Annotated in this window: 23 protein-coding genes and 5 tRNA genes; 18 read left to right on the forward strand and 10 right to left on the reverse strand. The window is 51.1% G+C overall.

Features of this window, described 5'->3' with window-relative positions:
- Nucleotides 1–14: 14 nt before the first annotated feature.
- From FCL42_RS00005 to FCL42_RS21640, 6 genes are all read left to right on the forward strand, one after another.
- Nucleotides 15–90, forward strand: a tRNA-Glu gene (locus FCL42_RS00005).
- 44 nt (nt 91–134) lie between these two features.
- Nucleotides 135–210 (forward strand) — tRNA-Glu (locus tag FCL42_RS00010).
- A 28-nt stretch (nt 211–238) separates the two neighbouring features.
- A tRNA-Ala gene (locus FCL42_RS00015) sits at nt 239–314 on the forward strand.
- Nucleotides 315–444: 130 nt separating this feature from the next.
- Nucleotides 445–520 (forward strand) — tRNA-Glu (locus FCL42_RS00020).
- A 28-nt stretch (nt 521–548) separates the two neighbouring features.
- A tRNA-Ala gene (locus tag FCL42_RS00025) sits at nt 549–624 on the forward strand.
- 671 nt (nt 625–1,295) lie between these two features.
- Nucleotides 1,296–3,056 carry a flagellinolysin gene (locus FCL42_RS21640; protein WP_407644356.1) on the forward strand — a complete coding sequence of 587 codons (1,761 nt, stop codon included), beginning with the start codon at nt 1,296–1,298 and terminating at the stop codon, nt 3,054–3,056.
- A 54-nt stretch (nt 3,057–3,110) separates the two neighbouring features.
- Here FCL42_RS21640 and FCL42_RS00035 read toward each other — a convergent pair whose 3' ends face one another.
- Nucleotides 3,111–3,713: an arylesterase gene (locus tag FCL42_RS00035; protein ID WP_136861337.1), complete on the reverse strand. Its 603-nt coding sequence runs from the start codon at nt 3,711–3,713 to the stop codon at nt 3,111–3,113.
- A 4-nt stretch (nt 3,714–3,717) separates the two neighbouring features.
- Here FCL42_RS00035 and FCL42_RS00040 point away from each other — a divergent pair, with 4 nt between their 5' ends.
- Together FCL42_RS00040 and FCL42_RS00045 are read left to right on the forward strand one after the other, a co-directional pair.
- Nucleotides 3,718–4,404, forward strand: a complete 687-nt coding sequence (locus FCL42_RS00040) for an ABC transporter ATP-binding protein (RefSeq protein ID WP_136861338.1) — start codon at nt 3,718–3,720, stop codon at nt 4,402–4,404.
- Complete coding sequence (locus FCL42_RS00045; protein ID WP_136861339.1) at nt 4,401–6,863, forward strand: ABC transporter permease; 2,463 nt, start codon at nt 4,401–4,403, stop codon at nt 6,861–6,863. The genes FCL42_RS00040 and FCL42_RS00045 overlap by 4 nt, the downstream gene beginning before the upstream one ends.
- 30 nt (nt 6,864–6,893) lie before the next feature.
- Here the strand turns inward: FCL42_RS00045 and FCL42_RS00050 are convergent, their stop codons facing one another.
- The gene (locus tag FCL42_RS00050; protein WP_136861340.1) at nt 6,894–7,823 is read right to left on the reverse strand and encodes a TIGR01777 family oxidoreductase; all 930 of its coding nucleotides are present in this window, start codon (nt 7,821–7,823) and stop codon (nt 6,894–6,896) included.
- Between the two features lie 65 nt (nt 7,824–7,888).
- On the opposite strand from FCL42_RS00050, the gene FCL42_RS00055 reads away from it, so the two are divergent.
- Nucleotides 7,889–8,587, forward strand: a complete 699-nt coding sequence (locus FCL42_RS00055) for an SDR family oxidoreductase (RefSeq protein ID WP_136861341.1) — start codon at nt 7,889–7,891, stop codon at nt 8,585–8,587.
- On the opposite strand, the gene FCL42_RS00060 is transcribed toward FCL42_RS00055, so the two are convergent.
- A complete protein-coding gene (locus tag FCL42_RS00060) occupies nt 8,486–9,007 on the reverse strand; it encodes a 2-amino-4-hydroxy-6-hydroxymethyldihydropteridine diphosphokinase (RefSeq protein ID WP_136861342.1) in 522 nt (173 codons plus the stop codon). The genes FCL42_RS00055 and FCL42_RS00060 overlap by 102 nt on opposite strands.
- Nucleotides 9,008–9,078: 71 nt before the next feature.
- On the opposite strand from FCL42_RS00060, the gene FCL42_RS00065 reads away from it, so the two are divergent.
- Nucleotides 9,079–10,161: an AI-2E family transporter gene (locus tag FCL42_RS00065; RefSeq protein WP_136861343.1), complete on the forward strand. Its 1,083-nt coding sequence runs from the start codon at nt 9,079–9,081 to the stop codon at nt 10,159–10,161.
- Entirely contained in the window at nt 10,161–11,069 is a 909-nt protein-coding gene (locus FCL42_RS00070) for a class I SAM-dependent methyltransferase (protein WP_136861344.1), read from the forward strand. Before FCL42_RS00065 ends, FCL42_RS00070 begins: the two co-directional genes overlap by 1 nt.
- A 375-nt stretch (nt 11,070–11,444) precedes the next feature.
- Here FCL42_RS00070 and FCL42_RS00075 read toward each other — a convergent pair whose 3' ends face one another.
- Entirely contained in the window at nt 11,445–11,885 is a 441-nt protein-coding gene (locus FCL42_RS00075; protein ID WP_136861345.1) for a hypothetical protein, read from the reverse strand.
- Between the two features lie 253 nt (nt 11,886–12,138).
- On the opposite strand from FCL42_RS00075, the gene FCL42_RS00080 reads away from it, so the two are divergent.
- The 5 genes from FCL42_RS00080 (at nt 12,139) to FCL42_RS00100 (ending at nt 16,831) form a co-directional block, all read left to right on the forward strand.
- Nucleotides 12,139–12,828, forward strand: a complete 690-nt coding sequence (locus FCL42_RS00080; protein ID WP_407644358.1) for a DUF1538 family protein — start codon at nt 12,139–12,141, stop codon at nt 12,826–12,828.
- Nucleotides 12,816–13,592, forward strand: a complete 777-nt coding sequence (locus FCL42_RS00085; RefSeq protein ID WP_136861347.1) for a DUF1538 domain-containing protein — start codon at nt 12,816–12,818, stop codon at nt 13,590–13,592. The genes FCL42_RS00080 and FCL42_RS00085 overlap by 13 nt, the downstream gene beginning before the upstream one ends.
- Nucleotides 13,577–13,927 carry a P-II family nitrogen regulator gene (locus FCL42_RS00090; protein ID WP_136861348.1) on the forward strand — a complete coding sequence of 117 codons (351 nt, stop codon included), beginning with the start codon at nt 13,577–13,579 and terminating at the stop codon, nt 13,925–13,927. Before FCL42_RS00085 ends, FCL42_RS00090 begins: the two co-directional genes overlap by 16 nt.
- Nucleotides 13,924–14,322, forward strand: a complete 399-nt coding sequence (locus FCL42_RS00095; protein WP_136861349.1) for a CBS domain-containing protein — start codon at nt 13,924–13,926, stop codon at nt 14,320–14,322. Before FCL42_RS00090 ends, FCL42_RS00095 begins: the two co-directional genes overlap by 4 nt.
- A 397-nt stretch (nt 14,323–14,719) precedes the next feature.
- Complete coding sequence (locus FCL42_RS00100; protein ID WP_136861350.1) at nt 14,720–16,831, forward strand: TonB-dependent siderophore receptor; 2,112 nt, start codon at nt 14,720–14,722, stop codon at nt 16,829–16,831.
- A gap of 226 nt (nt 16,832–17,057) precedes the next feature.
- Here the strand turns inward: FCL42_RS00100 and pta are convergent, their stop codons facing one another.
- Together pta and FCL42_RS00110 are read right to left on the reverse strand one after the other, a co-directional pair.
- A complete protein-coding gene (pta, locus tag FCL42_RS00105; RefSeq protein ID WP_136861351.1) occupies nt 17,058–19,196 on the reverse strand; it encodes a phosphate acetyltransferase in 2,139 nt (712 codons plus the stop codon).
- Nucleotides 19,197–19,247: 51 nt separating this feature from the next.
- Complete coding sequence (locus tag FCL42_RS00110; protein ID WP_136861352.1) at nt 19,248–20,435, reverse strand: acetate kinase; 1,188 nt, start codon at nt 20,433–20,435, stop codon at nt 19,248–19,250.
- Nucleotides 20,436–20,677: 242 nt separating this feature from the next.
- Here FCL42_RS00110 and yfbV point away from each other — a divergent pair, with 242 nt between their 5' ends.
- The gene (yfbV, locus tag FCL42_RS00115; RefSeq protein ID WP_136861353.1) at nt 20,678–21,118 is read left to right on the forward strand and encodes a terminus macrodomain insulation protein YfbV; all 441 of its coding nucleotides are present in this window, start codon (nt 20,678–20,680) and stop codon (nt 21,116–21,118) included.
- A gap of 44 nt (nt 21,119–21,162) precedes the next feature.
- Here yfbV and FCL42_RS00120 read toward each other — a convergent pair whose 3' ends face one another.
- On the reverse strand, nt 21,163–21,594 hold the full coding sequence (locus FCL42_RS00120; RefSeq protein WP_136861354.1) for an LPP20 family lipoprotein: 432 nt from the start codon (nt 21,592–21,594) through the stop codon (nt 21,163–21,165).
- Nucleotides 21,591–22,211 (reverse strand): FlgO family outer membrane protein, encoded by a 621-nt coding sequence (locus FCL42_RS00125; RefSeq protein WP_136861355.1) that lies wholly within the window; start codon nt 22,209–22,211, stop codon nt 21,591–21,593. The genes FCL42_RS00120 and FCL42_RS00125 overlap by 4 nt, the downstream gene beginning before the upstream one ends.
- A 147-nt stretch (nt 22,212–22,358) precedes the next feature.
- Here FCL42_RS00125 and FCL42_RS00130 point away from each other — a divergent pair, with 147 nt between their 5' ends.
- On the forward strand, nt 22,359–23,453 hold the full coding sequence (locus tag FCL42_RS00130; protein ID WP_136861356.1) for a flagella assembly protein FlgT middle domain-containing protein: 1,095 nt from the start codon (nt 22,359–22,361) through the stop codon (nt 23,451–23,453).
- Here FCL42_RS00130 and flgN read toward each other — a convergent pair.
- On the reverse strand, nt 23,450–23,881 hold the full coding sequence (gene flgN / locus FCL42_RS00135; RefSeq protein WP_136861357.1) for a flagellar protein FlgN: 432 nt from the start codon (nt 23,879–23,881) through the stop codon (nt 23,450–23,452). The two genes, FCL42_RS00130 and flgN, sit on opposite strands and share 4 nt — an antisense overlap.
- Complete coding sequence (flgM, locus tag FCL42_RS00140; RefSeq protein ID WP_136861358.1) at nt 23,874–24,188, reverse strand: flagellar biosynthesis anti-sigma factor FlgM; 315 nt, start codon at nt 24,186–24,188, stop codon at nt 23,874–23,876. The genes flgN and flgM overlap by 8 nt, the downstream gene beginning before the upstream one ends.
- Nucleotides 24,189–24,228: the final 40 nt, after the last annotated feature.

Consider the following 24,228-nt stretch of genomic DNA (forward strand, 5'->3'; position numbering starts at 1 on the left):
GGTGAAAGTCCAGGGTCCCCTTCGTCTAGAGGCCTAGGACACCGCCCTTTCACGGCGGTAACAGGGGTTCAAATCCCCTAGGGGACGCCACTTATTTACTCTTGTCACCAGAGTCTAAATGGTGAAAGTCCAGGGTCCCCTTCGTCTAGAGGCCTAGGACACCGCCCTTTCACGGCGGTAACAGGGGTTCAAATCCCCTAGGGGACGCCACTTATTCGTTCGAAAGAGCAATTGAAGTGGGGCTATAGCTCAGCTGGGAGAGCGCTTGCATGGCATGCAAGAGGTCCGCGGTTCGATCCCGCGTAGCTCCACCACTTCTTAACTCACGACTCAACATCGTGAGTAAGTGATGGCAAAATACCAATGCGGTTCGATACGACACCCCAAAGGTAGCTCCACCACTTGTTTACTCTTGTCATCAGAGTCTAAACGGTGAAAGTCCGGGTCCCCTTCGTCTAGAGGCCTAGGACACCGCCCTTTCACGGCGGTAACAGGGGTTCAAATCCCCTAGGGGACGCCACTTATTCGCTCGAAAGAGCAATTGAAGTGGGGCTATAGCTCAGCTGGGAGAGCGCTTGCATGGCATGCAAGAGGTCCGCGGTTCGATCCCGCGTAGCTCCACCACTTCTCTACCTTCGTTATCTCTCTTTGACGTAATCTACGATCATCACGGCTCGATATCATTCCCACAAGCACTCGCTCCACCACTTCTCTGCCTTCGTTATCTCACTTTGACGTAATCCACGATCGCCACAGCTCGATACCAGTCCCACAAGCACTCGCTCCACCACTTCTCTACTTACGTTGTCTCATAGTGGTGTAATCCATGATCTCCACGGTTCGTGCCCGATTGTCACTGAGTCACGATGGCCTAGAGGGCGTTGTTAACTTGTCCTTAGGGCGCTACCGGTGAAAGTTAACTGTAATTCTTAACCCGAACTGTTAGCTACTATGCGCTTACCTAAAAACGTAGCTGCATTTCCAATTTTTTCAGTAGGTCTGCCTTCATTGCGACAGTTGTACGAAAACTTAAAAATTCATTTGGTTAAAAAGACTCTCAATTGTTAACAGATGAAGGGCAGTGAGTTTATTTAAAACAATCTGTAATGGTCTTTACTATGTAAGGTTTTGATTTGATCTGGCGAATTGTGTTGATCTTGAGCGTTACTCAGGTGTTTTTTCTGGATATTTTGTAATTTTACTGTAAAGAATCATGGGTGTTGGCCGATTAATACGTTACTGACTGTTATAAGTGTCACTGATGTATGCGAATCGCCACTAATACGTCTGCAATGATGACTGCAGATTTTTTAAGACAAAATCGCAATGGAATAACGACATCGATGGAGCGACTGTCGTCTGGTTTGCGAATAAATTCAGCGAAAGATGATGCTGCGGGATTGCAGATCACCAATCGAATAAGCTCTCAGATCAATGGTATGTCTGTGGCCATTCGTAATGCCTCCGACGCCATCTCTATGGCTCAGACGGCGGAAGGTGCGATTACTGAGGTAAACGATGTACTGTTCCGCCTTCGAGACCTGAGCCTGCTCTCGGCCAACGGCTCCTATGCAACAGAGGATAGGGAAGCCATGCAGAAGGAAGCTGGGGCGCTGTTGTCGGAGCTGAATCGAATTAACGACACCACTACTTTCGGTGGTCAGCGGCTATTTGAGGATACCGACCACGTAAGGGTTGGTGATCCGAAATACAGTGAGATCGTTGGCCAGTTGGGCACCCGGTGGTTGTCCGCTGCGGAAAAGTTAATTTCGGATCAGCTAGGCATCGATGGTAAAGGCACTACGTTAAAAATTGATTTAGAAAACTATGACGGCGCCGGCGGAACTGCAGCATATGTGCAATCTGCTACAGGGGGCACCGGCGAAGCGATAAATCAGGTTTTAGTGATAGACATGGATGACTTTGGTGAAGGCAAAAGCACGGGAATGCTTGAGCTTGATGAGGTCATCCTCCATGAAATGACTCACGCCATTCAAGGGGCCAACTTTGAGGAGTGGGGCAACTTATCCACGTGGTTTATCGAAGGGGCAGCAGAGGCAATGCGCGGCGCTGATGATCGCTTAAGCATTGACATTGCCAATCATGGTATCGCTGCTATCTGGAATCAGGTGAATACCGATAAAGCCAGTAACGCCAACCCTACAGGAGCACTTCCCACTGCGGGTGCTTATTCTGGTGGTTATGTGATCCACCGGTATATGTTTGATGAGCTCGGCGATGCGGGCTACAAGCAGATAAATACTGAGTTGGCGAATGGGGCCACGTTGGACGCTGCGCTAAATACGGCTTCCGGTGGCCGCTGGGGAGACATGAATGCCCTGTTTACTGAGTTAGGCAGTGCAGCAGCAGGCTATGCCAATAAGTTTGATGAGTTTGTTCAAACCAAGATGGATTTGACCAACGGCGATAATGGTTCTCTGGTGGGGTATGATGCAACGGGCTCTGGTCCTCTGCTGGACAACGTCATGGCAAATACCAGTGGGTCAGGCTCTAAGTCTGGCGCGGCTTCTTTCGAAGAAACCGTGGTTTACAACGATGATGACGATGACAATACCGACTTTGGCTCAGCTAAGTACGATACGACTCTGTTAGCGGGTATCGAAGAGGAGGCCATTGAATCCTATGGAGGCTCTAATGATCAGGAGTCGGGTTACGTCATCACGGCTCAGATTGGGGCGAATTCTGGCGAACAGATGTCGTTCCAATTGGGCACTTTTAGCAGTACCAACCTAGGGTTAAAAGATCTTAATTTGGTTGATAACCCTCAAGGCGCCATCTTCGCTATCGATAACGCATTGGAGGCAGTGGGAAGCAGTCAGGCTTCCCTCGGGGCAACCATGAACCGGCTGGATCACGCCATTTCGAACCTCACCAACGTCTCGACCAACCTCAGTGAAAGCCGTTCTCGAATTCAGGATACGGATATGGCCAAAGAGGCCGCGAACTTGGCCAAAAGGCAGCTACTAGAGCAATCTTCGTCGGCCATGTTGGCTCAGGCGCTGCAGATGCCTCAAATGGTGTTGCAGCTACTGTAATGGAAACAATAACGGCAGCCTAATTGGCTGCCGTTTTACGAAGAGGCGTTTGAGTCACATCGATAGCGCTTTAACGAGTTCGCGCTTCATGAAGTCCACGATGATGGGTTGCGCTTGCCTATTTGGGTGAATGCCATCTCGCTGCATCAACTCCGGGTTTGGAGCGATATCGATCATGAAAAAGGGCACAAGCGGCACCTCTAACTCTTGATGCAACTGCTCATAAACCGCTTCAAACGCTTGAGTGTATCTGGGGCCATAATTGGGCGGGATCATTACTTCACTGAGCAGTACCCCAGAACCTGAACTGATTGAAGCGTCGATAATTTTTGTAAGGTTGCTTTTCAGTAGGCTAGGGGGAAAACCGCGCAGGCCATCATTGCCACCGAGTTCAACGAACACCCAGTCCGGCTGGTGAGTCTCAAGCAGCTTAGGTAATCGCCTAAGGGCTCCGCCGGTGGTCTCGCCGCTTACCGATACATTAATCAGTTCGTAGTCATCCAATTCTTGATTGAGCTGATGAACCCACCCTTCCTTTTCACTCATACCGTAGCTTGCGCTCAAACTGTCGCCTAAGATAAGAATACTTACACTGTTCGCAAAGCTAAATGACGGAAAAAACAGTATAAAGATTAAAAACAGGGATCGAAGAATCATCACTATGCCTACATCAACTCAAGAATTAGCCATTGAAGTAAAGCAGCTTCAACAGCGAGTCCCCACTTTAGATGGCGAGTTACAGATCCTGCGAGATGTGAATCTGCAGGTCGCCTACGGTGAGTCTATTGCCATTATTGGTCCGTCTGGGGCGGGAAAGTCAACTCTATTGTCACTGCTTGCTGGCCTTGATAACGCCTCTTCAGGAGAGATCTGGCTTGCGGGCGGCCCCCTGCATCAACTGGATGAAGAGCAGCGAGCAGCCTTGAGAGGCAAGAAGGTTGGTTTTATCTTTCAGTCATTTATGTTGGTTGAAAGCCTCACCGCACTGGAAAACGTAATGTTGCCCATTGAGCTATCCGGTGCCGGTAATGCCGAACAGGAAGCTCGGGCATTGCTTGAGCGCGTTGGGCTATCTCACCGACTTGATCATTTTCCCAATCAGCTTTCTGGTGGTGAGCAGCAACGGGTTGCCATCGCTCGAGCGTTTGTTACCAAACCAGACATTCTGTTTGCCGATGAGCCCACCGGCAATTTGGATCAGACTAATAGCCGTAAAGTGGAAGATCTGCTGTTTGAGTTAAACAAAGAGCAACACACCACCTTGGTGTTGGTCACCCATGATCTAGGCTTGGCCGAACGATGCCAACGCCAAGTTGAGATGCAAGGTGGGGAGCTATTACCACGATGAATACGTTTGCGATTCCTTGGCGTCTGTTTAAGCGCGAGCTCGCCCATGGGCAGCTCAGGCTGATCGCTTCTGCGCTTATTCTTGCGGTTATGGCGGTGACTGCCTTGGCCCAAATCTCTTCGCAGCTGCAAAACTCCATTGTGAAGCAGGCCAGTGCATTTCTGGCGGCAGACCGAGTGCTGTCGTCGCCAGTGCCTGTGGATGAGGCTTGGCTGGAGCAAGCGAAAACGCAGCGGCTGAATGTAGCGACTACCCTTGAATTTCAGTCGATGCTGTTTGCCGGCGATAACTTCCAACTGGTTACTGTTAAAGCGGTCAGCGATAACTATCCTCTGCGGGGCGCCATTGAACTGGTGAGTGATTCGGCCCAGTCGCTGCCAACAACCGGCGAGATCTGGCTCGATAGTCGTCTCGCTGGCTGGTTAGAAACCGAGTCACAAGCTGAAATTGGCTTAAGCCAGTTTTCCCTGTCTGAAGCGATCTCTCGTCTTCCTGATGGCGGGTTTAACCTATTTGCTTCCGCTCCTGTGGTGCTAATGAATCTGGATGAGGTGGAAGCCACCGGCGTGGTTCAGCCAGGCAGTCGCCTGAGCTATCGTTACCAGTTTACCGGCAGTGATGAGGCGCTGGAGCAGTTTGAGGCGTTTTTGAAGCCACAGATGAGCACCAGTCAGCGCTGGGTAGACATCCGCAGTCAGGACTCGCCAGTATCCCGAGCCATCATTCGTGCCGAGCAGTTCCTGCTGTTGACGGCTTTGCTTGGTATTGCACTGGCGTGTGCGGCCATTGCCGTAGCGACTCAGCGGTACTGTCAGCGCCATTATGATGCAGTGGCCATGCTGAAGACCTTAGGCGCCAGCCACCAACAGGTTCGTACCATCTTCGTTACCCACCTAGCGCTTATTACGCTGCTGAGCATCATTGTGGGGCTTATCTTTGGGGTGCTGGCCGCCAAAGGCTTATCTACGCTGCTGCCGGCCGATCTGGTCACTGATGCCAGCTACACCCGCGCCCTGCTGCTTGGGGCAACCACCGGAGTGCTCGCTGGCTTTGGCTTTACGCTCTACCCACTGCTTAGGTTGCTATCGGTACCGCCGATGCGGGTGCTGCGAAAAGATCTTGGTCCTACTAAATGGACCGCTTGGCTCAATGGGGTGTTTGCCACCTCTTCTCTGGCCGCCATGGCTTATCTCTACAGTGGCAGTGCCAGCATGACCATCGCCCTGTTGGTTGGTGGTGGTGCCTTGGCGCTGCTGCTGATGTTGGTCGCATGGGGATTGCTGCGCTGGGGGCGTCAACTTGGCATGCGTACTGGCACGCCACTTCAATTGGCAGTCGCAGGGCTTCGCAGGCGAGCTCGAGAGAATTCGGTGCAGTTGGTGGGGTTCTCCGTCTCCTTGGTGTTGCTGCTGACCATTTTAGCGCTGCGTCAGGATCTGTTAGCCGATTGGCAAAAGCAGTTACCTCAAGGTACGCCGGATCACTTCCTAGTGAACGTCAGCCCCATGGATAAGGACCGAGTTAGCGAGTTCTTAGCAGAGCGGGATGCCGAGGCCACGGATTTTTATCCCGTAATTCGAGGACGGTTGTCGGCCATCAATGGCGAGCGCGTTTCTCGCCCAGTGACCAAAGAGGACGAATCCGAACAGCAGGCGCCTCGAGGCATTGGTCGAGAGCTCAATCTGACCTATCGTCAACTCCTGCCTCCGAACAATCCGGTGGTTGCCGGCCAGTGGTACGGTGAAGGCGCCTCCGATGAAGTGTCGGTGGAAGCGGAAGTGGCAGAGCGCCTTGGGATCGGCCTCGGTGACAGCCTCAGTTTCACCATTGATGGCACTGAGTTCGAAGTTAAGGTGACCAGCATTCGTCAGGTGAACTGGGAAACCATGCAGCCGAATTTCTTTATGATCTTTCCACCCTCAGTGCTTGGGGAGTTCTCGGCCACCTACATCGCCAGTTTTAAGCACCCTGAGCAGCATGCGCAGTTGGTTCCTGAGTTGATTCGACAGTTTCCAACCCTATCGGTGATCGATGTTGGTGCCATTATTGAACAGCTTCGAGAGGTGATCGATCAGGTCTCTTTAGCCTTATCCTTGGTGCTCATCGTGGTGATCTTGGCCAGTGTGATGGTTTTGCTGGCGCAAACCGAAGCGGGCATGAGCGCTCGTCGGCAAGAGCTGGCCATCATGAGAACGCTGGGAGCCAAGGGCAGCCTACTTAGACGAGCCGTCGCCTGGGAGTTTTTGCTTTTGGGGGCCATCGCCGGCTTGTTGGCCGTGGTGGTCACCGAGTTAACGCTGGCACTGCTAAAGAGCCAAGTCTTTAACTTGGTGGTGAATGCGCATACCAGTTGGTGGCTACTGGTGCCTCTCATCGGTGCAGCGCTGATTGGTGCTCTTGGTATGCTGGCCTGCCGACGCTTGCTGGCAAACCAGTGTTCAGCACTACTGAAAGGGTAGCTGGTTGCAATTAAGAGAAGAGCCTGTTCCTCAGGCTCTTGATAATGTTCCTTTGCACTTGGCTTCTAGCAGCTGCGACAATGCTTGCTCTAAGCTGGGGTATTGGAATTGGAAGTTTGATTCCAACGCCCGCGTCGGACGTACGTACTGGCCTTCCAGTAACAGCTGTGACATCTCCCCTAGAGCGAGCTTTAGCAGTGGCGCAGGTGCCGGCAACAGGGCAGGGCGCTTGACGCTATGAGCTAAGGCGTCGGTGAACTGCTGATTGCTTACCGGTTGTGGTGCGGTTCCGTTGTAGAGCCCGTCGCAGGCTTTGTCGTTCAGAAGGTGAATGAACAGTCCCACTAAGTCATCGATGTGGATCCAGCTCATTCCCTGTTTGCCCGACGCCAATTTTCCTCCTAGACCTAGCTTGAAGGCTGGCACCATCTTTTTGAGCATGCCGCCATCCCCTAACACTAAGCCGATGCGGACGATGGCAAGGCGAGTGTGTTGCTGCATAGGCGCGGCGAGATATTCCCAAGTTTGGCAAACCTGTTGCGCGAAATCGCGGTTGTCGATACTGAGCTCAGTATGCTCGTCTACCGTGTCTAAGCTGTTGCCATAAATTCCGATGGCGGATGCACTTAGCACGGTATGTGGTGGTTGCTGGCACTGAGCCACCCAGTGGCTTAAGGTTTCCGTGATGTGCCAGCGACTGTGGCAGATTTTACGTTTCTGCTTCTCGCTCCAGCGTTTGTCGGCGATGGGCTCGCCGGCGAGATTGATCACCGCATCGAATCCATCTAAATCCGCTAGCTGTTCTAAGGAGAAACCGCGAACCTCAATTCCTTGGTTCGCCAGTCGATGCTGCGTTTTGGCTGGGGTTCGGCTCATCACCCACAATTCATTATGGGGGGCCAGCGCCTTAAGAAGATGCTGGCCGATAAAGCCGCTGCCGCCTGTGATGATGATTTTCATACCGATTTCCCATTACCGCTACTATTTGTCAGTATACGTGTGTTTTCCCTCAGGAGTTCAACATCATGCAACCCATTGCTGTGATCACCGGGTGTGGTCGACGCCTCGGAGCTTACTTGACTGAGCAACTGCTTGAGCGTGGATATCGCGTCTATGGTCAGTACCTAAGTTCTTGCCCAAAGGTTGATGACAACCCCGACTTTATCGCTACTCAAGTCGATTTTAGGGATGCATCTCAGGTGGCACAGTGGCGAGATCAGTTGCTCACTGAGCTGCCTCGGTTGGACCTGCTGGTAAATAACGCGTCTATGTACCTGCCTGATGAAGCCGGTGCTCCAGTGGCACAGCTTCGAAGTATGATGCAGATTCATGTGGAAGCTCCGTGGATGTTGGTTAATGCGCTTGCGCCGCTATTGTCCAGTGCTGGAGGCTGCATTGTTAACCTTACTGACATCTACATACACCATCCCAATGAGCACTGCAGCGCCTACTGCGCATCGAAAGCGGCACTGGATAACCTGAGCCAGTCGTGGGCCAAGCAATTGGCACCCAAAGTTCGGGTGAACACCATAGAGCCAGGCCCGATTCTCTTTTTAGATGAACACAGTGATGCCTATCGGCAACAGATTTTGGCGAAGACACCGTTGAAAGTGGAGGGGGGCTTAGAACCCATCTGGCAGGCGCTGTGGATGATGCTCAACAACCCGTATATGACCGGAGCTCGCATCAAGGTGGATGGTGGCCGCTCGTTGGCTCAGTTGTGACTCTCCCAAGTTTAAGGTGGCTGCGGAATCGATAACGAGCCCTTGAGTTAGCTGCTGCCAAAGGGGCGTAAGGTAGCTTTCCAGCCCTACTGGCAGCAGATCGATACTGATGATGTCCAGATCCGCAGGTCGGTCCCGGTATTTGCTGTTTACCGCATTGCGATTTCGCCCTTCACCGGTTTCGATTTGATTGAATAGCTGTTTTAGCTCGAACGGTGGCAGTGGGGTGTCGAGTATAAACAGCCAGTTTAAAAAACGATTGGGGGTGTCGATGGCTACCGGCGCCGTTTCGATGGCACTGCTTACAATAACCGTCGAAAACCGCTCCAGAAGCTGAGTCAAAACCTGCTCTGCATGGCAACGAGCATCAATATTGGCACCAAAGCTACAGTAGTAGCGATGTCGAAATTGATTTGGCATACGCACTTCCTGTGCAAGAGGTCAAATTATCAGGATATACTGTCCATTCTGAACCTTATTAAATAGTGTCTATGAGCTCATTTCAACGCAGTTTACTGGTTTGTGCCGCCTTGGTGATTGTCTTGGCTGGTGTGAAGTCGGCCAGCGCCATCGTGATTCCATTTTTGTTGTCGATCTTTATCGCCATCATCTGCGCGCCGCTAGTGCGCCTAATCACCGGCTTGAGAGTGCCTAAGTGGCTGGCCATTCTTTCGGTGATGGGCATGGTGGTGCTGCTAGGCACTTGGCTTGGCGCATTGATTGGTAGCTCCATTAATGATTTTACTGCGCAGTTGCCACAGTATCGGGCGCAATTGGCAACCCAGTTTGCCGGTTTGGCTGAGTTGGCTGGCAAGTTTAATATCCCCATCAGTATCGACGTACTGAAAGAGCAATTTGATCCTGGACGAGCCATGAATCTGGCCACCGACATGCTCTCTGGCATCGGTGCAGTAATGGCTAACTTGCTGCTCATCGTGCTGACCGTGGTCTTCATCCTGTTTGAAGCGTCCGGGCTGCCGAAGAAACTGCACTATGCGCTGGATGACCCGCAAATGCGGATGCAGCAGATTGATCGCTTTTTAGAGTCGGTCAATCGCTACCTGGCCATTAAGACACTTATTAGTCTTGCTACCGGTGTGGTCTGTGGTTTTGGCCTCTATCTGATTGGTGTTGATTACTTTATTTTATGGGGCGTAGTGGCGTTTCTGTTCAACTACATTCCAAACATTGGCTCCATCATCGCCGCAGTACCGCCATTGGCACTGGCGCTGATTCAGATTGGCCCCGGAGCGGCTGCGGCAACCGGCGGTCTGTATGTTGGCGTTAACATGTTTATGGGCAACGTCATTGAGCCTCGAATGATGGGACGAGGCCTTGGCTTATCCACGTTAGTGGTGTTCCTGTCATTGATCTTCTGGGGTTGGTTGCTAGGCTCGGTCGGCATGTTGTTGTCGGTGCCTTTGACGATGATTGTAAAAATCGGGTTGGAATCGACCCAAGGTGGGCGATGGATGGCCGCATTACTTGAGGGGGAACCTCAAGCACCGAGTCAGGCGATTGCAGTGACCATGACCGGTGTTCCAGTTCGAAGTTATCCGAAAGAGAAGTGTTAATGAGTGATATTGCCCCCCATCTGCCTGAACAGCTTGACTTAGCGCAGGCACAGCGCCTGTTTCATGGCCGAGGTCACTGTTTCCCCGGCCTTGAAACCATCACTCTGGATCTGTTTCCACCTGTGCTATTGCTCACCAGTTTTCGTACCCCTGAGCCTCAATGGTTGCAGCTGCTGATCGAACAGATTGAGCATTGGTGGCAGCAGGCATCGGATGCGCCACTAAATCTAGTATGGCAAGACCGCGGCGCTTCTCCCGCTCAAACCCAGCTACTGAAGGGAGCATTACCTGAGGAGCATTGGGTGTATGAGGGGCAGCAGCAGTTTCGTATTGAGCTGCTTCGAGGGCAAAATCATGGCCTATTTTTGGATATGGCCAATGGCCGTGACTGGGTGAAGCAGAACAGTCAGGGCAAGCGGGTATTAAACCTGTTTGCCTACACCTGCGGCTTCTCTGTGGCCGCTGCAGCGGGCGGTGCTGAGTCCGTGGTTAATCTGGACATGAGTGGCGGCGCTTTGAAAGTAGGGAAACGAAATCATGCCAAAAACGGCACTGCGGATGGCATTCGCTATCTGGCTCATGACTTATTTAAGACTTTCGGGAAGCTAAAAAAACTGGGGCCTTTCGATATGATCGTGGTTGATCCCCCCAGCTTTCAGCACGGCAGCTTCATCGCAACCAAAGACTACCCAAGGGTACTTCGCCGTCTTGCCAGCCTGATGGCCCCTGAAGGGCAAGCGCTGCTTTGCCTGAATGCGCCAGAACTTAGCCGGGATTACCTGAAAGCTCAGATAGCTGAGGAAGCTCCAGAGCTTGAGTTGATATCTCAGCTTGATAACCCCGCTTCATTTAAAGAGCAAGATCCAGATAAAGGCTTAAAGGTACTGCATTATCAGTTACGATCGTGAAAATTTAGTACATTATTAAGCTCTTTTTGAGCCTTATTCGGTGCTAGTCCTCAAGTTAATTGAAAGTTTCATACGGTTAATGAAATGTAGTTAAATCTTCGAAAACTCAATATTTCCGTGGTAGAATTAACCTGTTGAGGCCACTGTTATGGTGGCATTTCGTTGACGCAGAGGTGGTTCCGATGGAAATGCAAGAGTACGAAGACGCTTACTATCAAGTACAAGATGACGTAGCACAGGATCTGCCTGTCGATCTGGATGAAGACGCTTACCTAGACTAAAGCGCCATCCAGCACGAAAAAAGCCAACGCAATGCGTTGGCTTTTTTGTTGTTTGAGAGCGGCAAGTTATTAGGTTGGCATTCGGGGAACCTGCCTAATTGGCGTTGCTTGGCCAAGGGTGCATGATGATCTCTTTGACTCGCCACTCTTTATTGAATTGACTCAATTTGACTTGCCGAATATCACGCCACTTCTTATTTCCTTTCATGCCAGATAATTTAATGGTGACTAAAATGTCGGCTTGATTGCGGCCAAAAAAGTTGCCTGTGGAGTCTGACAATTCAACTTCTGCTGGCTCTAAGTACAGCCCAAACAGGTGTCTTTGTACTTGGCTGGCCAAGCGGTAGTGTTTCAGTTGGGAGGCAATTTCGTCGGTTACGTAGGGCAGCGCTTGGTTAATGTCCCGCTGAATATAAACCGCTTCGAAGAAGGCAACGGCAGTTCGTTCTGGTGTTAAGCGAGAGCCAAAGCTATCCCCGCAGCCTAGTAGGCTGAAGCTCAAAATGGCCATCCACAATACGCGCATTACACCCATCGTCCGTCTCCCTGTTCTTTTATGTCCTGACTCTACCATAGCGGCGTGAACTGGCTCTAAGTTAAATCAATCCAATATTCAGAGTATCACTAGAAATTATTGATCTAAATCAACTTTTATCCATTCCCATCAAAGATAAGGTTAAATTTCAATTAGATTTTTGTGAAAATAAATGAAGGTATTTCTGCGATGGAGTTGCAGGGCTCAAGTGTATAGAGCGTTATTGGCCCTCGGGGGCAGTTGTCGGGATCTGATGCCCATAGTGCTGGTGGTGGCAATTTTCCAAACCATGGTGTTGCAGCAACCACTGCCAGATGTTGTCAATATTCTGATCGGCATGGTGCTGGTCGTCATTGGCTTAACCCTGTTTGTGTATGGCTTGGAGTTGGGGCTTTTTCCAATTGGAGAGACCTTAGCCACCGCGTTTGCCAGACAAGCAGCCTTAAAGCCACTGCTGTTGTTTTCCTTTCTTCTCGGGTTCGGTACTACGGTGGCTGAACCTGCTCTGATTGCCGTGGCTGCAGAAGCGGCAGCCATCGCCGCTGGTGGTGGCATGATTCAAGATACGGTGGATGCTCAGGCTACCTATGCGCTTCAACTGCGCATGGTGGTTGCGGTGTCGGTGGGATGCGCCATTTTGTTGGGAGTAATTCGAATCCTAAAAGGTTGGCCTCTGCACCTGATGATCATTGCCGGTTACTTACTGGTGATGGCCCTCACTATGATCGCGCCGAAGGAGATCATCGGCATCGCCTATGACTCCGGCGGGGTCACAACCTCCACCATTACCGTGCCTTTGGTGACCGCGCTCGGAGTTGGCCTAGCAAATTCCATTAAAGGGCGTAATCCGATGCTGGATGGTTTTGGTCTTATCGCTTTTGCTTCCCTGTTACCTGTGCAGTTTGTTCTGCTATTTGGAGTGGTACGCACATGGATTGGATAGTTCTGATTTTTGAGACGTTAGTCGCCACCCTAGGCGATGTGGTGCCCATTGTGGCAGTGCTGTTTGGCTTTCAATATCTGGTACTAAGGCGCCCCGTACCCCAACTTAAGCGAGTGTTGGCGGGGTTTGTCGCGGTGATTCTTGGGCTGGCTTTTTTTCTTGTCGGTCTTGAGAAGTCGCTGTTTCCTTTGGGGGAATTGATGGCAACTCAGCTCACCAACCCAGACTTTCTTGGCATTAGCGGCCAAGGAAGTTGGCAGGACTACTATTGGGTGTACCTGTTTGCGTTTGCCATCGGTTTTGCCACCACCATTGCTGAGCCGTCACTGCTGGCGGTTGCCATTAAGGCGGAACAGGTCTCCGGCGGCACCATTCGGCCAATGGGGTTGAGGTTATCGGTGGCCTTAGGTGTTGCGGTTGGGATTGCCCTGGGCAGTTACCGAATCGTGGTGGGCGACCCCATCCACTGGTATATCTTAGGAGGATACGTGGTGGTGGTGGTGCAGACCTTCTTTGCGCCTAAGAACATCATTCCCCTCGCCTATGACTCCGGTGGGGTTACGACCTCCACGGTGACCGTGCCTTTGGTGGCTGCACTTGGCCTGGGTTTGGCAAGCACCATTCCAGGTCGAAGCCCACTCATTGATGGCTTTGGCCTTATCGCTTTTGCCAGTTTGTTCCCCATTATCGGCGTGATGGCTTACGCCCAGTTGTCATCATTGATGCAAGAATTTCATAAGAGGTTTTTATGCGCTTCAAATTAATCATCGCTTTTGCAGAAGAGGACAAAAGTGAGCAACTGGTGGATGCGGCCCGCGAGGCTGGCGCTACCGGAGTCACCCTTATTAACCACGCCCGTGGTGAGGGACTTAAACCGAAAAAAACCTTCTTTGGCTTGCAACTGGAGGTTCAAAGAGACGTACTGCTGTTCGTTGTGGAAGAGCACTTAGCTAGAAACATTCTGGAATGCATCGCACAAGTGGGTGAGTTTGATAGCAGCCCAGGCACCGGGATTGCGCTGCAGATCGATATTGAAGATGTGGTTGGCGTGGCTCACCAGATTCAAAGCCTGTCTGACCGAGTAGGGGACGAGATATGAACCAGCAATTGATACAAGTAAAAGATGTAATGGCTCAGAAGTGGGTCATGATGGATGGCCTGAAAACCGTTTCGGAAGGGTTGGATGTGCTTCGCAAGCAACACGGTGAGGCGCTGATTGTCGACAAGCGCCATGAGAACGACGAATATGGCTTGGTGCTGTTGTCAGATATTGGTAAGCGAGTGATGGCTCGAGATAAGGCTGCCGATCGGGTAAACCTGTATGAGATTATGTCTAAGCCGGTGTTATCAGTGCATCCAGAGATGGACATTCGCTATTGTGCGCGTCTTTTTGAACGTTTTGGCATCAATCAGGCGCCAGTAGTTGAAAATCATAAGGTGGTTGGATTAATCTCCTATACAGAGATGGTGTTGCAGCAGAGTCTGCAGCAGTAATCCACACAATTCCCTCCTTGGCAGGGTTATCCACAAAACCTGTGGACAACCCTGTTGTTAGTTCTGTGCGCTTATTTTAAGTTGTTGCTTATAAAGGATAAAATTTACTTATCCTCAATTAGGCTAAAAAAGAACCCCTTCTGAATTCAGTCATTTTTTCGCCATTTTTAGTCATATCCTGAGGACGAGCACTGAGGTGGGTTTATCTTAGATGAGGACGTTTGGGCCGAAGATAGTGGGTTTTAATCTAGAACAACTCCTGAAGGTCGGCTTGCCCCCTCAAATCGCTTGTTGAATTTCCCTGTGTGTTCCCCACTTTTGATTAAACTCATTGGAGTTGATTTTAGTTACGATGTAACATCTCGTTATATTATTGAGATTCACAAGTATTGCTTCCATGAATAATAAAATTTTGTATTCACTTTTGGCGGTTTCTCCGTCATTTCTTGCTCAAGGTGCTGAAGTAGCAATGGCTTCAGAAGAGGAGATTGAGCGCATTCAGGTTAGCCAAATGTGGCAGCCATATCGTGGTAATGTGCCCTTGGTCGAAACGCCTCAAGCGGTTGATACCATCTCTGCTGATGTACTGGAAAATGAAGGCATAACCCATTTGATGGAGGCGTTGGAGTTTTCGCCAAGTGTGGTGAGGCAGAACAACTCAGGGGGATTGTTTGATAGTTTTGCCATGAGAGGCTTTTCAGGTGATGAAAATAACCCATCTGGTTATTTGGTCAATGGGTTTAACTCCCGAGGTTATAACGGCAACCGCAGCACAGCTAACGTCGAAACCATTGAGGTGATGAAAGGCCCGGGATCGGCGCTATACGGGCAAGGGGAGCCTGGCGGTACCGTCAACATCATCACTAAGAAACCCCAGTTTGACGAGCAAGGTTATCTGCAAGGTACGGTCGGCAATAACGACAAAAAACAGCTCGAGTTTGATTACACCAATGGGCTAAATGATGACGTTGCGTTTCGAATCAACGGTGCCTATGAAGACTCTGACAGCTATCGAGATCACGTATATCTAGAGGCGCTGTACCTGAATCCATCGTTATTATGGAATATTTCTGACGTAACCAGCGTCAGTTATGAAATGGAGATCTTGGATCAGAAGAAACCATGGGATCGTGGCGTATACGTTCTCGATAACGATTTCGATGCCACCAATCCAGAAGATTTCTATGGTGATCCTCGAGACGGCGCTCATCAGGTGAAAGCGTTGGGGCATCAGCTTCTGCTTAACCACAGTTTGACGGACGATTGGCATCTGTTGGCTGGGCTGGCTTACCGAGAATCCTCCATGGACGGTACGTCATCGGATACTGAACTGTCTGATGGCCGTCAGTTAATCTATGATGACCCAAATACCCTGTCGCGACAACGTCGTGTTCGTGATTATGATGCTCAAGACCTCTCTGCACGCTTTGAATTAAGCGGCGAACTAACAATTGCAAACATCACTAATAACTTACTGTTTGGGCTAGATTACTATCAATATGATCTGGACACGGATTATAAGCGTTGGCGAACGGCTTGGGGCTCTGGTGACCCGACATACAGCATTGATCCTAATAACCCTGATTACACTCAGCCACAGCCAGAAGCGACTCAAAATAAGTTGACTGAAGAAACGCAAACCGGGCTGGGTTTCTATGCTCAGGATCTACTTGAGCTGACCGAGCGAACTAAACTCCTGCTGGGTTTTCGCGTCGATAAAATTGAAAAAGATCTCGTTAACAAGCTTGATAACACCGAACAGAGCGACGATCAGACGCAGGTGACGCCTCGCATCGGCTTGACCTACAAAATGACTGATAATCTTGTGCTGTATACCAGTTACGCGGAGGGCTTTAGACCGAATTCTGGCATTGATTCCTCAGGCAACTCCTTCGAGCCAGAAGAGACAAAATCCTTTGAATTTGGTGCGAAGTGGGATGATATCCTTGAGCGATTCTCCGGCAGCATCGCGCTGTTTGACGCTGAAAAAAGCAACCTGTTGACGCTAAACCCTGGTACTGGCCAATCCGACACCTTGGGTGAAGTGGAAAGTCAAGGCATCGAGTTCGACCTAGTGACTGAGCTTGGGTACAACACGCGTATCGAGCTGGCGTACGCCTACACCGATGCGAAAACCAAGAATGAAGCGACCAACTTAGATTGGGGAACGGTGATTCCTGCAGGTTCTCGGTTGATTAACGTTGCTGAGCATGTTGGTCATCTGTCCCTTCGCCATGATACCGAATTGATGGGGAAGCCCACCTATTTGGGGACCACGGTACACTATGTTGGTGACCGTTTGGGAGAGACCACCGATCCTGACTACATCTTACCGTCCTACACCATAGTGAACTTGGGCGCTGTGGTTGAGATGAGCGACCAACTTACCTTGAAGCTTGATGTGAATAACCTCTTTGATGAAGAGTATTTCGTTAATTCCTATCATAAGTTGTGGACGATGCCTGGTGCCCCACTGAATTACACCGTGAGCGTTAAGTATTCGTTTTAACTAAGGTGGCGATGCCCATTTCTTAATGAAAGCAGCGGTTGAGCTGCTTTTTTTTGTGGGCGTCGCTTAGCGGGTTATTTCGATACCAATGACTGGCGTAAGCTGGGGCGTAGGGAGGCGAAGGGAGTTGCCTGTGGATGACCGTAGGTCACTGAAGATAAGCATTAAAAAAGCCACTTCTTATGGAGAAGTGGCTTTTTAGATTACAGGTTAAGCTCTGTAACGATTACGACGCGTCCGCTTGGATGGCAGTCAGGGCGATGGTGTAGACGATGTCTTCAACCAGTGCACCACGAGACAGATCGTTCACAGGCTTACGCATGCCTTGCAGCATTGGGCCGATGGAAACCAGGTCAGCACTACGCTGAACCGCCTTGTAGGTGGTGTTACCCGTGTTCAGATCTGGGAAGACGAATACGGTTGCTTGACCAGCTACTGGGCTGTTTGGTGCTTTAGAGGCGGCAACGTTAGGCATGATGGCTGCGTCATACTGCAGTGGACCATCGATGATCAGATCCGGACGTTTCTCCTGAGCGATGCGAGTCGCGTCACGAACCTTCTCAACGTCTTCACCTTTGCCTGAGCTGCCGGTGGAGTAGGAGATCATCGCCACACGAGGCTCGATGCCAAAGGCTTTCGCGGAATCTGCAGATTGAATCGCAATCTCTGCCAACTGCTCAGCATTTGGATCTGGGTTGATGGCGCAGTCGCCATACACCAGAACTTGATCAGGCAGTAGCATAAAGAAGATAGACGATACCAAAGACGCGTTTGGCGCGGTCTTGATCAGCTGCAGTGGTGGACGGATGGTGTTCGCGGTGGTGTGAACCGCACCGGATACCAAGCCATCAACCTGATTCTCTGCCAACATCATGGTACCCAGTACCACGTTGTCTTGCAGCTGCTCACGAGCAACCACTTCCGTCAGGCCTTTGCTCTTACGCAGTTCGCACATTGGTGCAACGTAACGCTCGCGGGCACTGATCGGATCGATAATCTCGATACCATCACCTAGGGTTACGCCCTGTTGGGCGGCAACGCGATGAATCTCTTCTGGGTTACCAATAAGCACACATTCCGCGATGCCGCGTTCGGCACAGATGGCTGCCGCTTTTACGGTACGCGGCTCATCCCCTTCAGGCAGTACAACGCGCTTACCGGCACGACGAGCAAACTCAGTCAGCTGGTAGCGGAATGCCGCTGGAGACAGACGGTGCTCACGCTTGGAATCGCTGGCAATGCTTTCAACGAACTTACGGTCGATGTGACCTGCAACAAAGTCTTGTAGCAGTTCGATACGGGCAGAGTCATCAACTGGCACTTCGTGGTTGAAGTTCTGAATGTTGAGAGCGGTTTGCCAGGTGTTGGTTTCCACCATCATGACCGGCAGTCCAGTTTCAAACGCTTGGGCACACAGATCTTGAACCTGCTGTTCCAGCTCGTAGCCACCGGTCAGCATTAGGGCACCGATCTTGGTACCGTTCATCGCAGCCAAACACGCAGACACGATGATGTCAGAGCGATCACCAGAGGTTACCAGCAGGGTATCCGCTTGCAGGTGACTTACCATGTTTGGAATGGCGCGGGTACAGAAGCTAACGCGGCGCAGACGACGAGTGTGCATCTCACCGGCGCTGATCAGGCGGGCACCCAGGTGCTTGGCCAGATCGGAGGCACGTGGCGAGACCAGATCCAAGTTGTATGGAACCGCACCCAGTACTGGAACTGGAGAGTTGGCAGACAATTGGAAGATGTCGGCGTGATCGCCACGAATCACTTTATCGTGTTCGAACACTTCGGACAGGTCTGGGCGAGCGCGGCCACGTTCATCGACAGGTGCACCGATCTTATTGATGATGGCTCCCATGATGCGTTTGTTGCTCTTGCCACCAAACTCGTCAACCACAATCTCCAGACGCTTTTGCACTTCGGCAGCGCTGTCTGCTCCTGGGTTGATAACGAACACGATGTCCGCATCCAGAGTTTTGGCGGTTTTCGCGTTTAGGCTGTTGGCGAAAGAGTGACTGCGAGTCGGTACTAGGCCTTCCACAATCAGTACTTCGGTGCCGGTATCCTGAGATTTAACGCGAGCGACGATCTCTTCCAGCAGAACTTCAGTATCACCGGTACTAATGCGCTGTTCGGCGTGTTCCATGGTGAAAGGTTCTGGTGGGTTGATGGTCGGAGAGGTCGACAGAATGGTAGAGGAGCGTTCAGGGCCGTTGTCACCAGGACGTTGCTGGGCGATTGGCTTGAAGAAGTTAACCTTTACACCTTGGCGTTCGAGAGCTCGAACCATGCCTAGGCTGATGGAGGTTAGGCCGACCCCAGTACCAACTGGGATCAACATAATAGAGCGAGACATAGATAACCTCTTGCAAAAACGCTGAGCCCTTGGGGCTCAGCGTATTGAAAATTAAAGCAGCGCCAAAGATTCGCTGGCAATCACAAACTCTTCGTTGGTTGGGATTACCATGGCAATTGGAGAGCCATCTTTGGTGATGGTGCCTTCAGCTCCGAAACGGGCAGCGGTGTTCTTCGCGTCGTCAACTTCGTAACCGAAGATAGACAGGTGCTCCAGCACTTTCTTACGGATCAGATCGGAGTTCTCGCCGATGCCGCCGGTGAACACGATAGCGTCTACGCGCTTCAGAGGCACGGTGTAGGAAGCCACGTACTTAGCCAAACGGTAGCAGAATACTTCCAAGGCTAGGGTGCAGCCTTCGTCGCCAGCTTCGTAACCTTCTTCGATGCCGCGGCAGTCGTTGGTTTTCTCAGACAGACCCAGTAGGCCAGACTCTTTGTGAAGAATCTCGTGTACTTTGTCTAGGGAGTAGCCCAGGTTGTTAACCATGTAGAACACAACGTTGGCATCGATGTCGCCAGAGCGAGTGCCCATCACGATGCCTTCCAGTGGAGTCAGACCCATAGAGGTATCAACGCATTTGCCGTTCAGTACTGCAGCAACGGAGCCGCCGTTACCCAGGTGGCAAGTGATGACGTTGGTTTCGTCGTTGGCCTTACCCAGCGCTTTAGCCGCTTCTTCAGAGACAAACTGGTGGCTGGTACCGTGAGCGCCGTAGCGACGAATGCCGTGATCACGATGCAGGCTCTGTGGAATGGCGTACGCGTAAGCAGTTTTAGGCATGGTCTGGTGGAAAGCGGTGTCAAACACAACGGTTTGAGGCAGGCTAGGGAAGGCTGACTTCGCCGCTTGGATACCGATCAGGTGCGCAGGGTTGTGCAGTGGTGCCAGCGCAGAGCAATCTTCGATGCCTTGAATCACTTCATCAGTGGCGATCATAGACTTGGTGTACTTTTCACCACCGGAAACGATACGGTGGCCAACGGCAACCAGCTGTTCGGTTAGTTCGGCCGGCAGGATGGTGTTTACGATACAGTCCAGCGCTTCGCTGTGTGCTGCACCAGCACCCAGATCGGCGTTGCCTTTCTCACCATTCAGTTTCCACTTAATGCGTGCATCTTCTAAGTTGAAGCACTCCGCAAGACCAGAAATGTGCTCATCGCCGTTTACCGCATCGATAACGGCAAATTTCAGAGATGAACTACCGCAGTTTAGAACCAGAACAAGTTTGCTCATTATTCATACACCCAAGTGACAGAAATGCATGTAATCAACCCAAGCTGGGGATTACGACAGAAGTTGGCTAGGGTACCAGTATAGCTCGCATGGCTTTCTGGTCTTGTTTCACATAATAGAAGAAACACGCCAACCCATAAAAGGTATGACCATTTTACCCGAAGAATTGATAAGAACCAGAATGAAGGCGTGTTACACTTACTGAATCTGTGATCAACCTCCAAATATCGGCTGGAGCGGTAACTATGTCTGTGCTGAAAACCCTACGTCAGGGCAACCGTTATATGGAACAGTGGCCGATGGCGACCCAGTTGGCACCTCTGTTTCCAGAATATCGAGTGATAAAGGCGACCCAGCTGGCGACTCGCTTGATGCCGCCGGCCGCGCTGCTGGTAATGTGGGTAAATTGGCAGTGGTTTGGCCAAGTCGGGCTGCCCCAGTCATTGGCTTATGCACTGTTTATGTTGAGTCTGCCGATTCAGGGGCTGTTCTGGTTGGGCTGGCGCTCTCAGCAGCCATTGCCCAAGCCTCTGGTGGCTTGGTGTGATGAGCTCAGGCAAAAAATGCTGGAGGCGGGGGAGCAAATCAGCCCTCTGGGGGCTAAGGCTCAGTATTGGAATATGGCGATCTTATTGCGACGGGTTTTTAGCTCCATGGATAAAACGCAGTGGAGACAGTTCGACTGATCCTCAATAATTGGTCATACCAATGCTTTTTAAACTCGGAAGGTTTAATAGTAGACCGACTTCTTTGGGCTGGGCTTTACCAATTGTTGCTTTAATAACATGGCCTTATGGTAGTCCAATCGCAGCTCGGCAACGTAGTTGTCACCCACGGGGTAGATTCTAATTATCTCAGCCCCTTTCACCAGACCTTTAACGTCGCTGGTGTACTTATCCTGATTTAGGCTTAATGACTCCACTTCACTCTGGCTGTTCACATGCACGCCATAGATCTGTTCTGCCAGCTCTCGATAAGCCTCTAAACGAGCCGCACGCATCGCTTGCTGCTCTCTCAGTTCTAATGTTTCACCCGGTTGTGAGCTAATGGGGGCAATGCCAGTCGCGGTAAGCTCAGGGTAGAGAGCCAAGGCGTCATTTGTCGTTGTTGGGTGCTGACAGGCAGCCAGCAGCAAACTCAAGCTCAGCAGTAAAATTCTCATGGGGTTACCTCTTCGACAGGGCCGGTTCCGCGGGTTTGATCTCGGTATAATCTTCCTTGTTGCATTCTGACCGTTTCACTGTCTTTAAGCAGACCCGATGACTGCTCCCATGGCATGAAAGCTTGTGAGCTGGCGGAAACGCGATTGTTTGAAATGTTTACTAGCCGAGTATTTACAATGACGCCGTCACTGTTCTTGCTTAGGGTGGCAATCAGCACTTCGCTAACGGGCAAGTTGGATTGCAACTGGGTGAAGTCGCGGCTGAGTATCAGATTACCCTGCTCGGAAATTCGGATCTGTTGGCTGCTGTTGAGCTCGGTTAGATTAAATCCCCGTTGATGCAGCGCGGCTATCAAGCCGTCACCCAGCTGGCGAGGTAACTGACCGCTAAGTTGATAATCCTCTAGCCAAACTGGCGTAGTCACGGCAATTAACTGGCTTTTGTTTAGAAGGTCATGGTTGGCTTCAATGTCAGCAGCAATTCGCTGAGACAGGTGAATGACCGCATTACTGTGCGGCAAGCCTTTGCCGCTCACTTCATAACTGGTATCGGTTTGTTGCGTCTGAGACGCGCACCCAACCAGACACAGCAGTAAAATGGAGAGGCTAAGTCGCATGATGATTCCTTCTAGACCGAGTTATTATCTCTATCGGCGCGGTTACCTTAAGCTTTAACTTTCGCTTAGGCACGATAATTGCTCTTGTTAGATGTGATAGATTAGTCACAGTGTCTGTGCACATCAAATCGAAGTTAAGGGGTCTAGATGGGATCACGTTTTTGCTTGGGACTCAGCTTAGCTGTTTTGGCCACCGCATTTGGCAGTCAAGCCAAGTGGGTTGAATTAGGCGGCATGGCGGAGATTCATGGTCAGTCTATCGAGACGGCCAGACAACAGGCAATTTCCGACGCGCTGTCTAAAGCAGGGGAATATGCCCCGCCGGCCATGGATTATCAAGTGAGTGAGTATCAACTTATCTCAGAGCAGATGGTCCGCGGGAAACAGATTCAGGTGTCTTTGCGCGCTAATTTACTGCCGCTTGGGCAGGAGTGTGATGGTGCTGGTTATCGTGTTGCCATTACCATTCCCAAAGCGCAGATTGTTCATTGGGAGCAGCTTACTGCGGGCAGCCTGTACGCGCTGGATGCGTCCGTAAGTCGAGTGCTGGCCAATACGCTTAACGGAGAGGCTAACTCAGCCTTTAGTCATCTACGAACTGATCTCACCATGGACTACCAGCAGCTGAATCGCCAATACCCTGGCCGCTGGGTTCAGGAATTAAGTCAAAAGGATCGAAGCCAATACGTGTTGGGATTAACCATTGATGACGTCACCATCGATGGCGACGCCAATGCCCTGTCTTGGATGGTTACCGGCCCGAAGCGCTATTTTGCTATGGACGCCACTTTATATGATGGCTTAAAGGGGCAGCAGGTTTGGCAGCAGCGATACCGCGTCGAGGGGCGCTGGCCATATAAGCGCACCGAGGCGGCCAACATTGCCAGCAGTGATTTTTGGAATTCGGATTACGGTGAGGAGGTTCGCGATCTGTTGAACCGAGTCGCTGTGGACGTAAATACCGCGGTGGAATGCCGAGCATTGGTTGGCACCATCCAAAATATCAGTGGGCGTCAACTGACGATTAATCTAGGCAGTCAACATGGGATAAAAGTGGGAGACAAGTTAGCGGTGAATAGCCGTTCTATTACCAGTAATACCAGTTGGCAGTTGCCGAATAATATTACCGACATGGCAACCATTACCCACCTTTATCCAGAGCAAGCAGTTGCGACCTTGGAGGAAGAATCCAGCTTTTCGGCGTGGCAGATTCAGGATGAGGTGCGGGTTATCAAGCGTTAAGCTTTGATGGTGCGGCCAAGGCGAGCGCCGGCAGTGGTGCCGCCGTCTTGGGTGTAGGTCATGGAGTTGAGGCTTTTGGTACGATGCAAAATTTGTTGTAACCGACCCATGCTGGCCAGAGTTTGATCGGCCAAACGATGGTTTTCGACATTATCTCGCTGGCACTGTGCCAGCGTGCTTTTACAGTGCTCAACCAACTGCAAAAATTCTGGCAGCTGCTTTAGCTGCGCCAGATCCGGATGCTCGGCAATCTCTCCATCGACCTGCTTGAGCTCGTCAATCAGACGCAGTTTTTCACGCAGCAGTGACTCAATGTTCACTGAATCTCGCTCGAGCAGAGCCTGCCGCTCTTTCACTAGCAACGTTTTAATGCCCTCCAGACGCTGCTGCTGGGCATGAATAGCGCTAAAAAGTGGGTGTTCAGCCACGTCCTGTCAGCTCACTTTCAAATTTAGACAGGTTCTTAGCCAGCTTGTCTGGGTCAACATGATATTGACCTTCGGCAATGGCCTTTTTCAGTGATTCCACTTTCGCAGTATCTACCTCAGGGGTTGCTTGCATCGCTTTTTCAGCGCGCTGTAGCTGCTGAGCTTCGGCTGTCAGCTTAACTTCATCGCCACCTGTGCGAGCTGCTTTTGCCTGCGGCTTGCTGTGAGTTGCTTGAGCAACATCCTGACGCTTGGCCGGTTGCAAATTGGTGGCACCAGCATTGTATTTGTTGATGTCGATAGCCATATTGGCTCCATCGGTTGTGTAGGTTTAAGGTGGTCTTACC

Origin of the sequence: Ferrimonas aestuarii, assembly GCF_005116665.1 — a bacterium.
Lineage (GTDB): Bacteria > Pseudomonadota > Gammaproteobacteria > Enterobacterales > Shewanellaceae > Ferrimonas > Ferrimonas aestuarii.

Coding starts and splice junctions, on each gene's coding strand:
- FCL42_RS21640 (WP_407644356.1), top strand. CDS start 1,296: ATGACTGCAGATTTTTTAAGACAAAATCGCAATGGAATAACGACATCG.
- FCL42_RS00035 (WP_136861337.1), bottom strand. CDS start 3,713: ATGATTCTTCGATCCCTGTTTTTAATCTTTATACTGTTTTTTCCGTCA.
- FCL42_RS00040 (WP_136861338.1), top strand. CDS start 3,718: ATGCCTACATCAACTCAAGAATTAGCCATTGAAGTAAAGCAGCTTCAA.
- FCL42_RS00045 (WP_136861339.1), top strand. CDS start 4,401: ATGAATACGTTTGCGATTCCTTGGCGTCTGTTTAAGCGCGAGCTCGCC.
- FCL42_RS00050 (WP_136861340.1), bottom strand. CDS start 7,823: ATGAAAATCATCATCACAGGCGGCAGCGGCTTTATCGGCCAGCATCTT.
- FCL42_RS00055 (WP_136861341.1), top strand. CDS start 7,889: ATGCAACCCATTGCTGTGATCACCGGGTGTGGTCGACGCCTCGGAGCT.
- FCL42_RS00060 (WP_136861342.1), bottom strand. CDS start 9,007: ATGCCAAATCAATTTCGACATCGCTACTACTGTAGCTTTGGTGCCAAT.
- FCL42_RS00065 (WP_136861343.1), top strand. CDS start 9,079: ATGAGCTCATTTCAACGCAGTTTACTGGTTTGTGCCGCCTTGGTGATT.
- FCL42_RS00070 (WP_136861344.1), top strand. CDS start 10,161: ATGAGTGATATTGCCCCCCATCTGCCTGAACAGCTTGACTTAGCGCAG.
- FCL42_RS00075 (WP_136861345.1), bottom strand. CDS start 11,885: ATGGGTGTAATGCGCGTATTGTGGATGGCCATTTTGAGCTTCAGCCTA.
- FCL42_RS00080 (WP_407644358.1), top strand. CDS start 12,139: ATGCCCATAGTGCTGGTGGTGGCAATTTTCCAAACCATGGTGTTGCAG.
- FCL42_RS00085 (WP_136861347.1), top strand. CDS start 12,816: ATGGATTGGATAGTTCTGATTTTTGAGACGTTAGTCGCCACCCTAGGC.
- FCL42_RS00090 (WP_136861348.1), top strand. CDS start 13,577: ATGCGCTTCAAATTAATCATCGCTTTTGCAGAAGAGGACAAAAGTGAG.
- FCL42_RS00095 (WP_136861349.1), top strand. CDS start 13,924: ATGAACCAGCAATTGATACAAGTAAAAGATGTAATGGCTCAGAAGTGG.
- FCL42_RS00100 (WP_136861350.1), top strand. CDS start 14,720: ATGAATAATAAAATTTTGTATTCACTTTTGGCGGTTTCTCCGTCATTT.
- pta (WP_136861351.1), bottom strand. CDS start 19,196: ATGTCTCGCTCTATTATGTTGATCCCAGTTGGTACTGGGGTCGGCCTA.
- yfbV (WP_136861353.1), top strand. CDS start 20,678: ATGTCTGTGCTGAAAACCCTACGTCAGGGCAACCGTTATATGGAACAG.
- FCL42_RS00120 (WP_136861354.1), bottom strand. CDS start 21,594: ATGAGAATTTTACTGCTGAGCTTGAGTTTGCTGCTGGCTGCCTGTCAG.
- FCL42_RS00125 (WP_136861355.1), bottom strand. CDS start 22,211: ATGCGACTTAGCCTCTCCATTTTACTGCTGTGTCTGGTTGGGTGCGCG.
- FCL42_RS00130 (WP_136861356.1), top strand. CDS start 22,359: ATGGGATCACGTTTTTGCTTGGGACTCAGCTTAGCTGTTTTGGCCACC.
- flgM (WP_136861358.1), bottom strand. CDS start 24,188: ATGGCTATCGACATCAACAAATACAATGCTGGTGCCACCAATTTGCAA.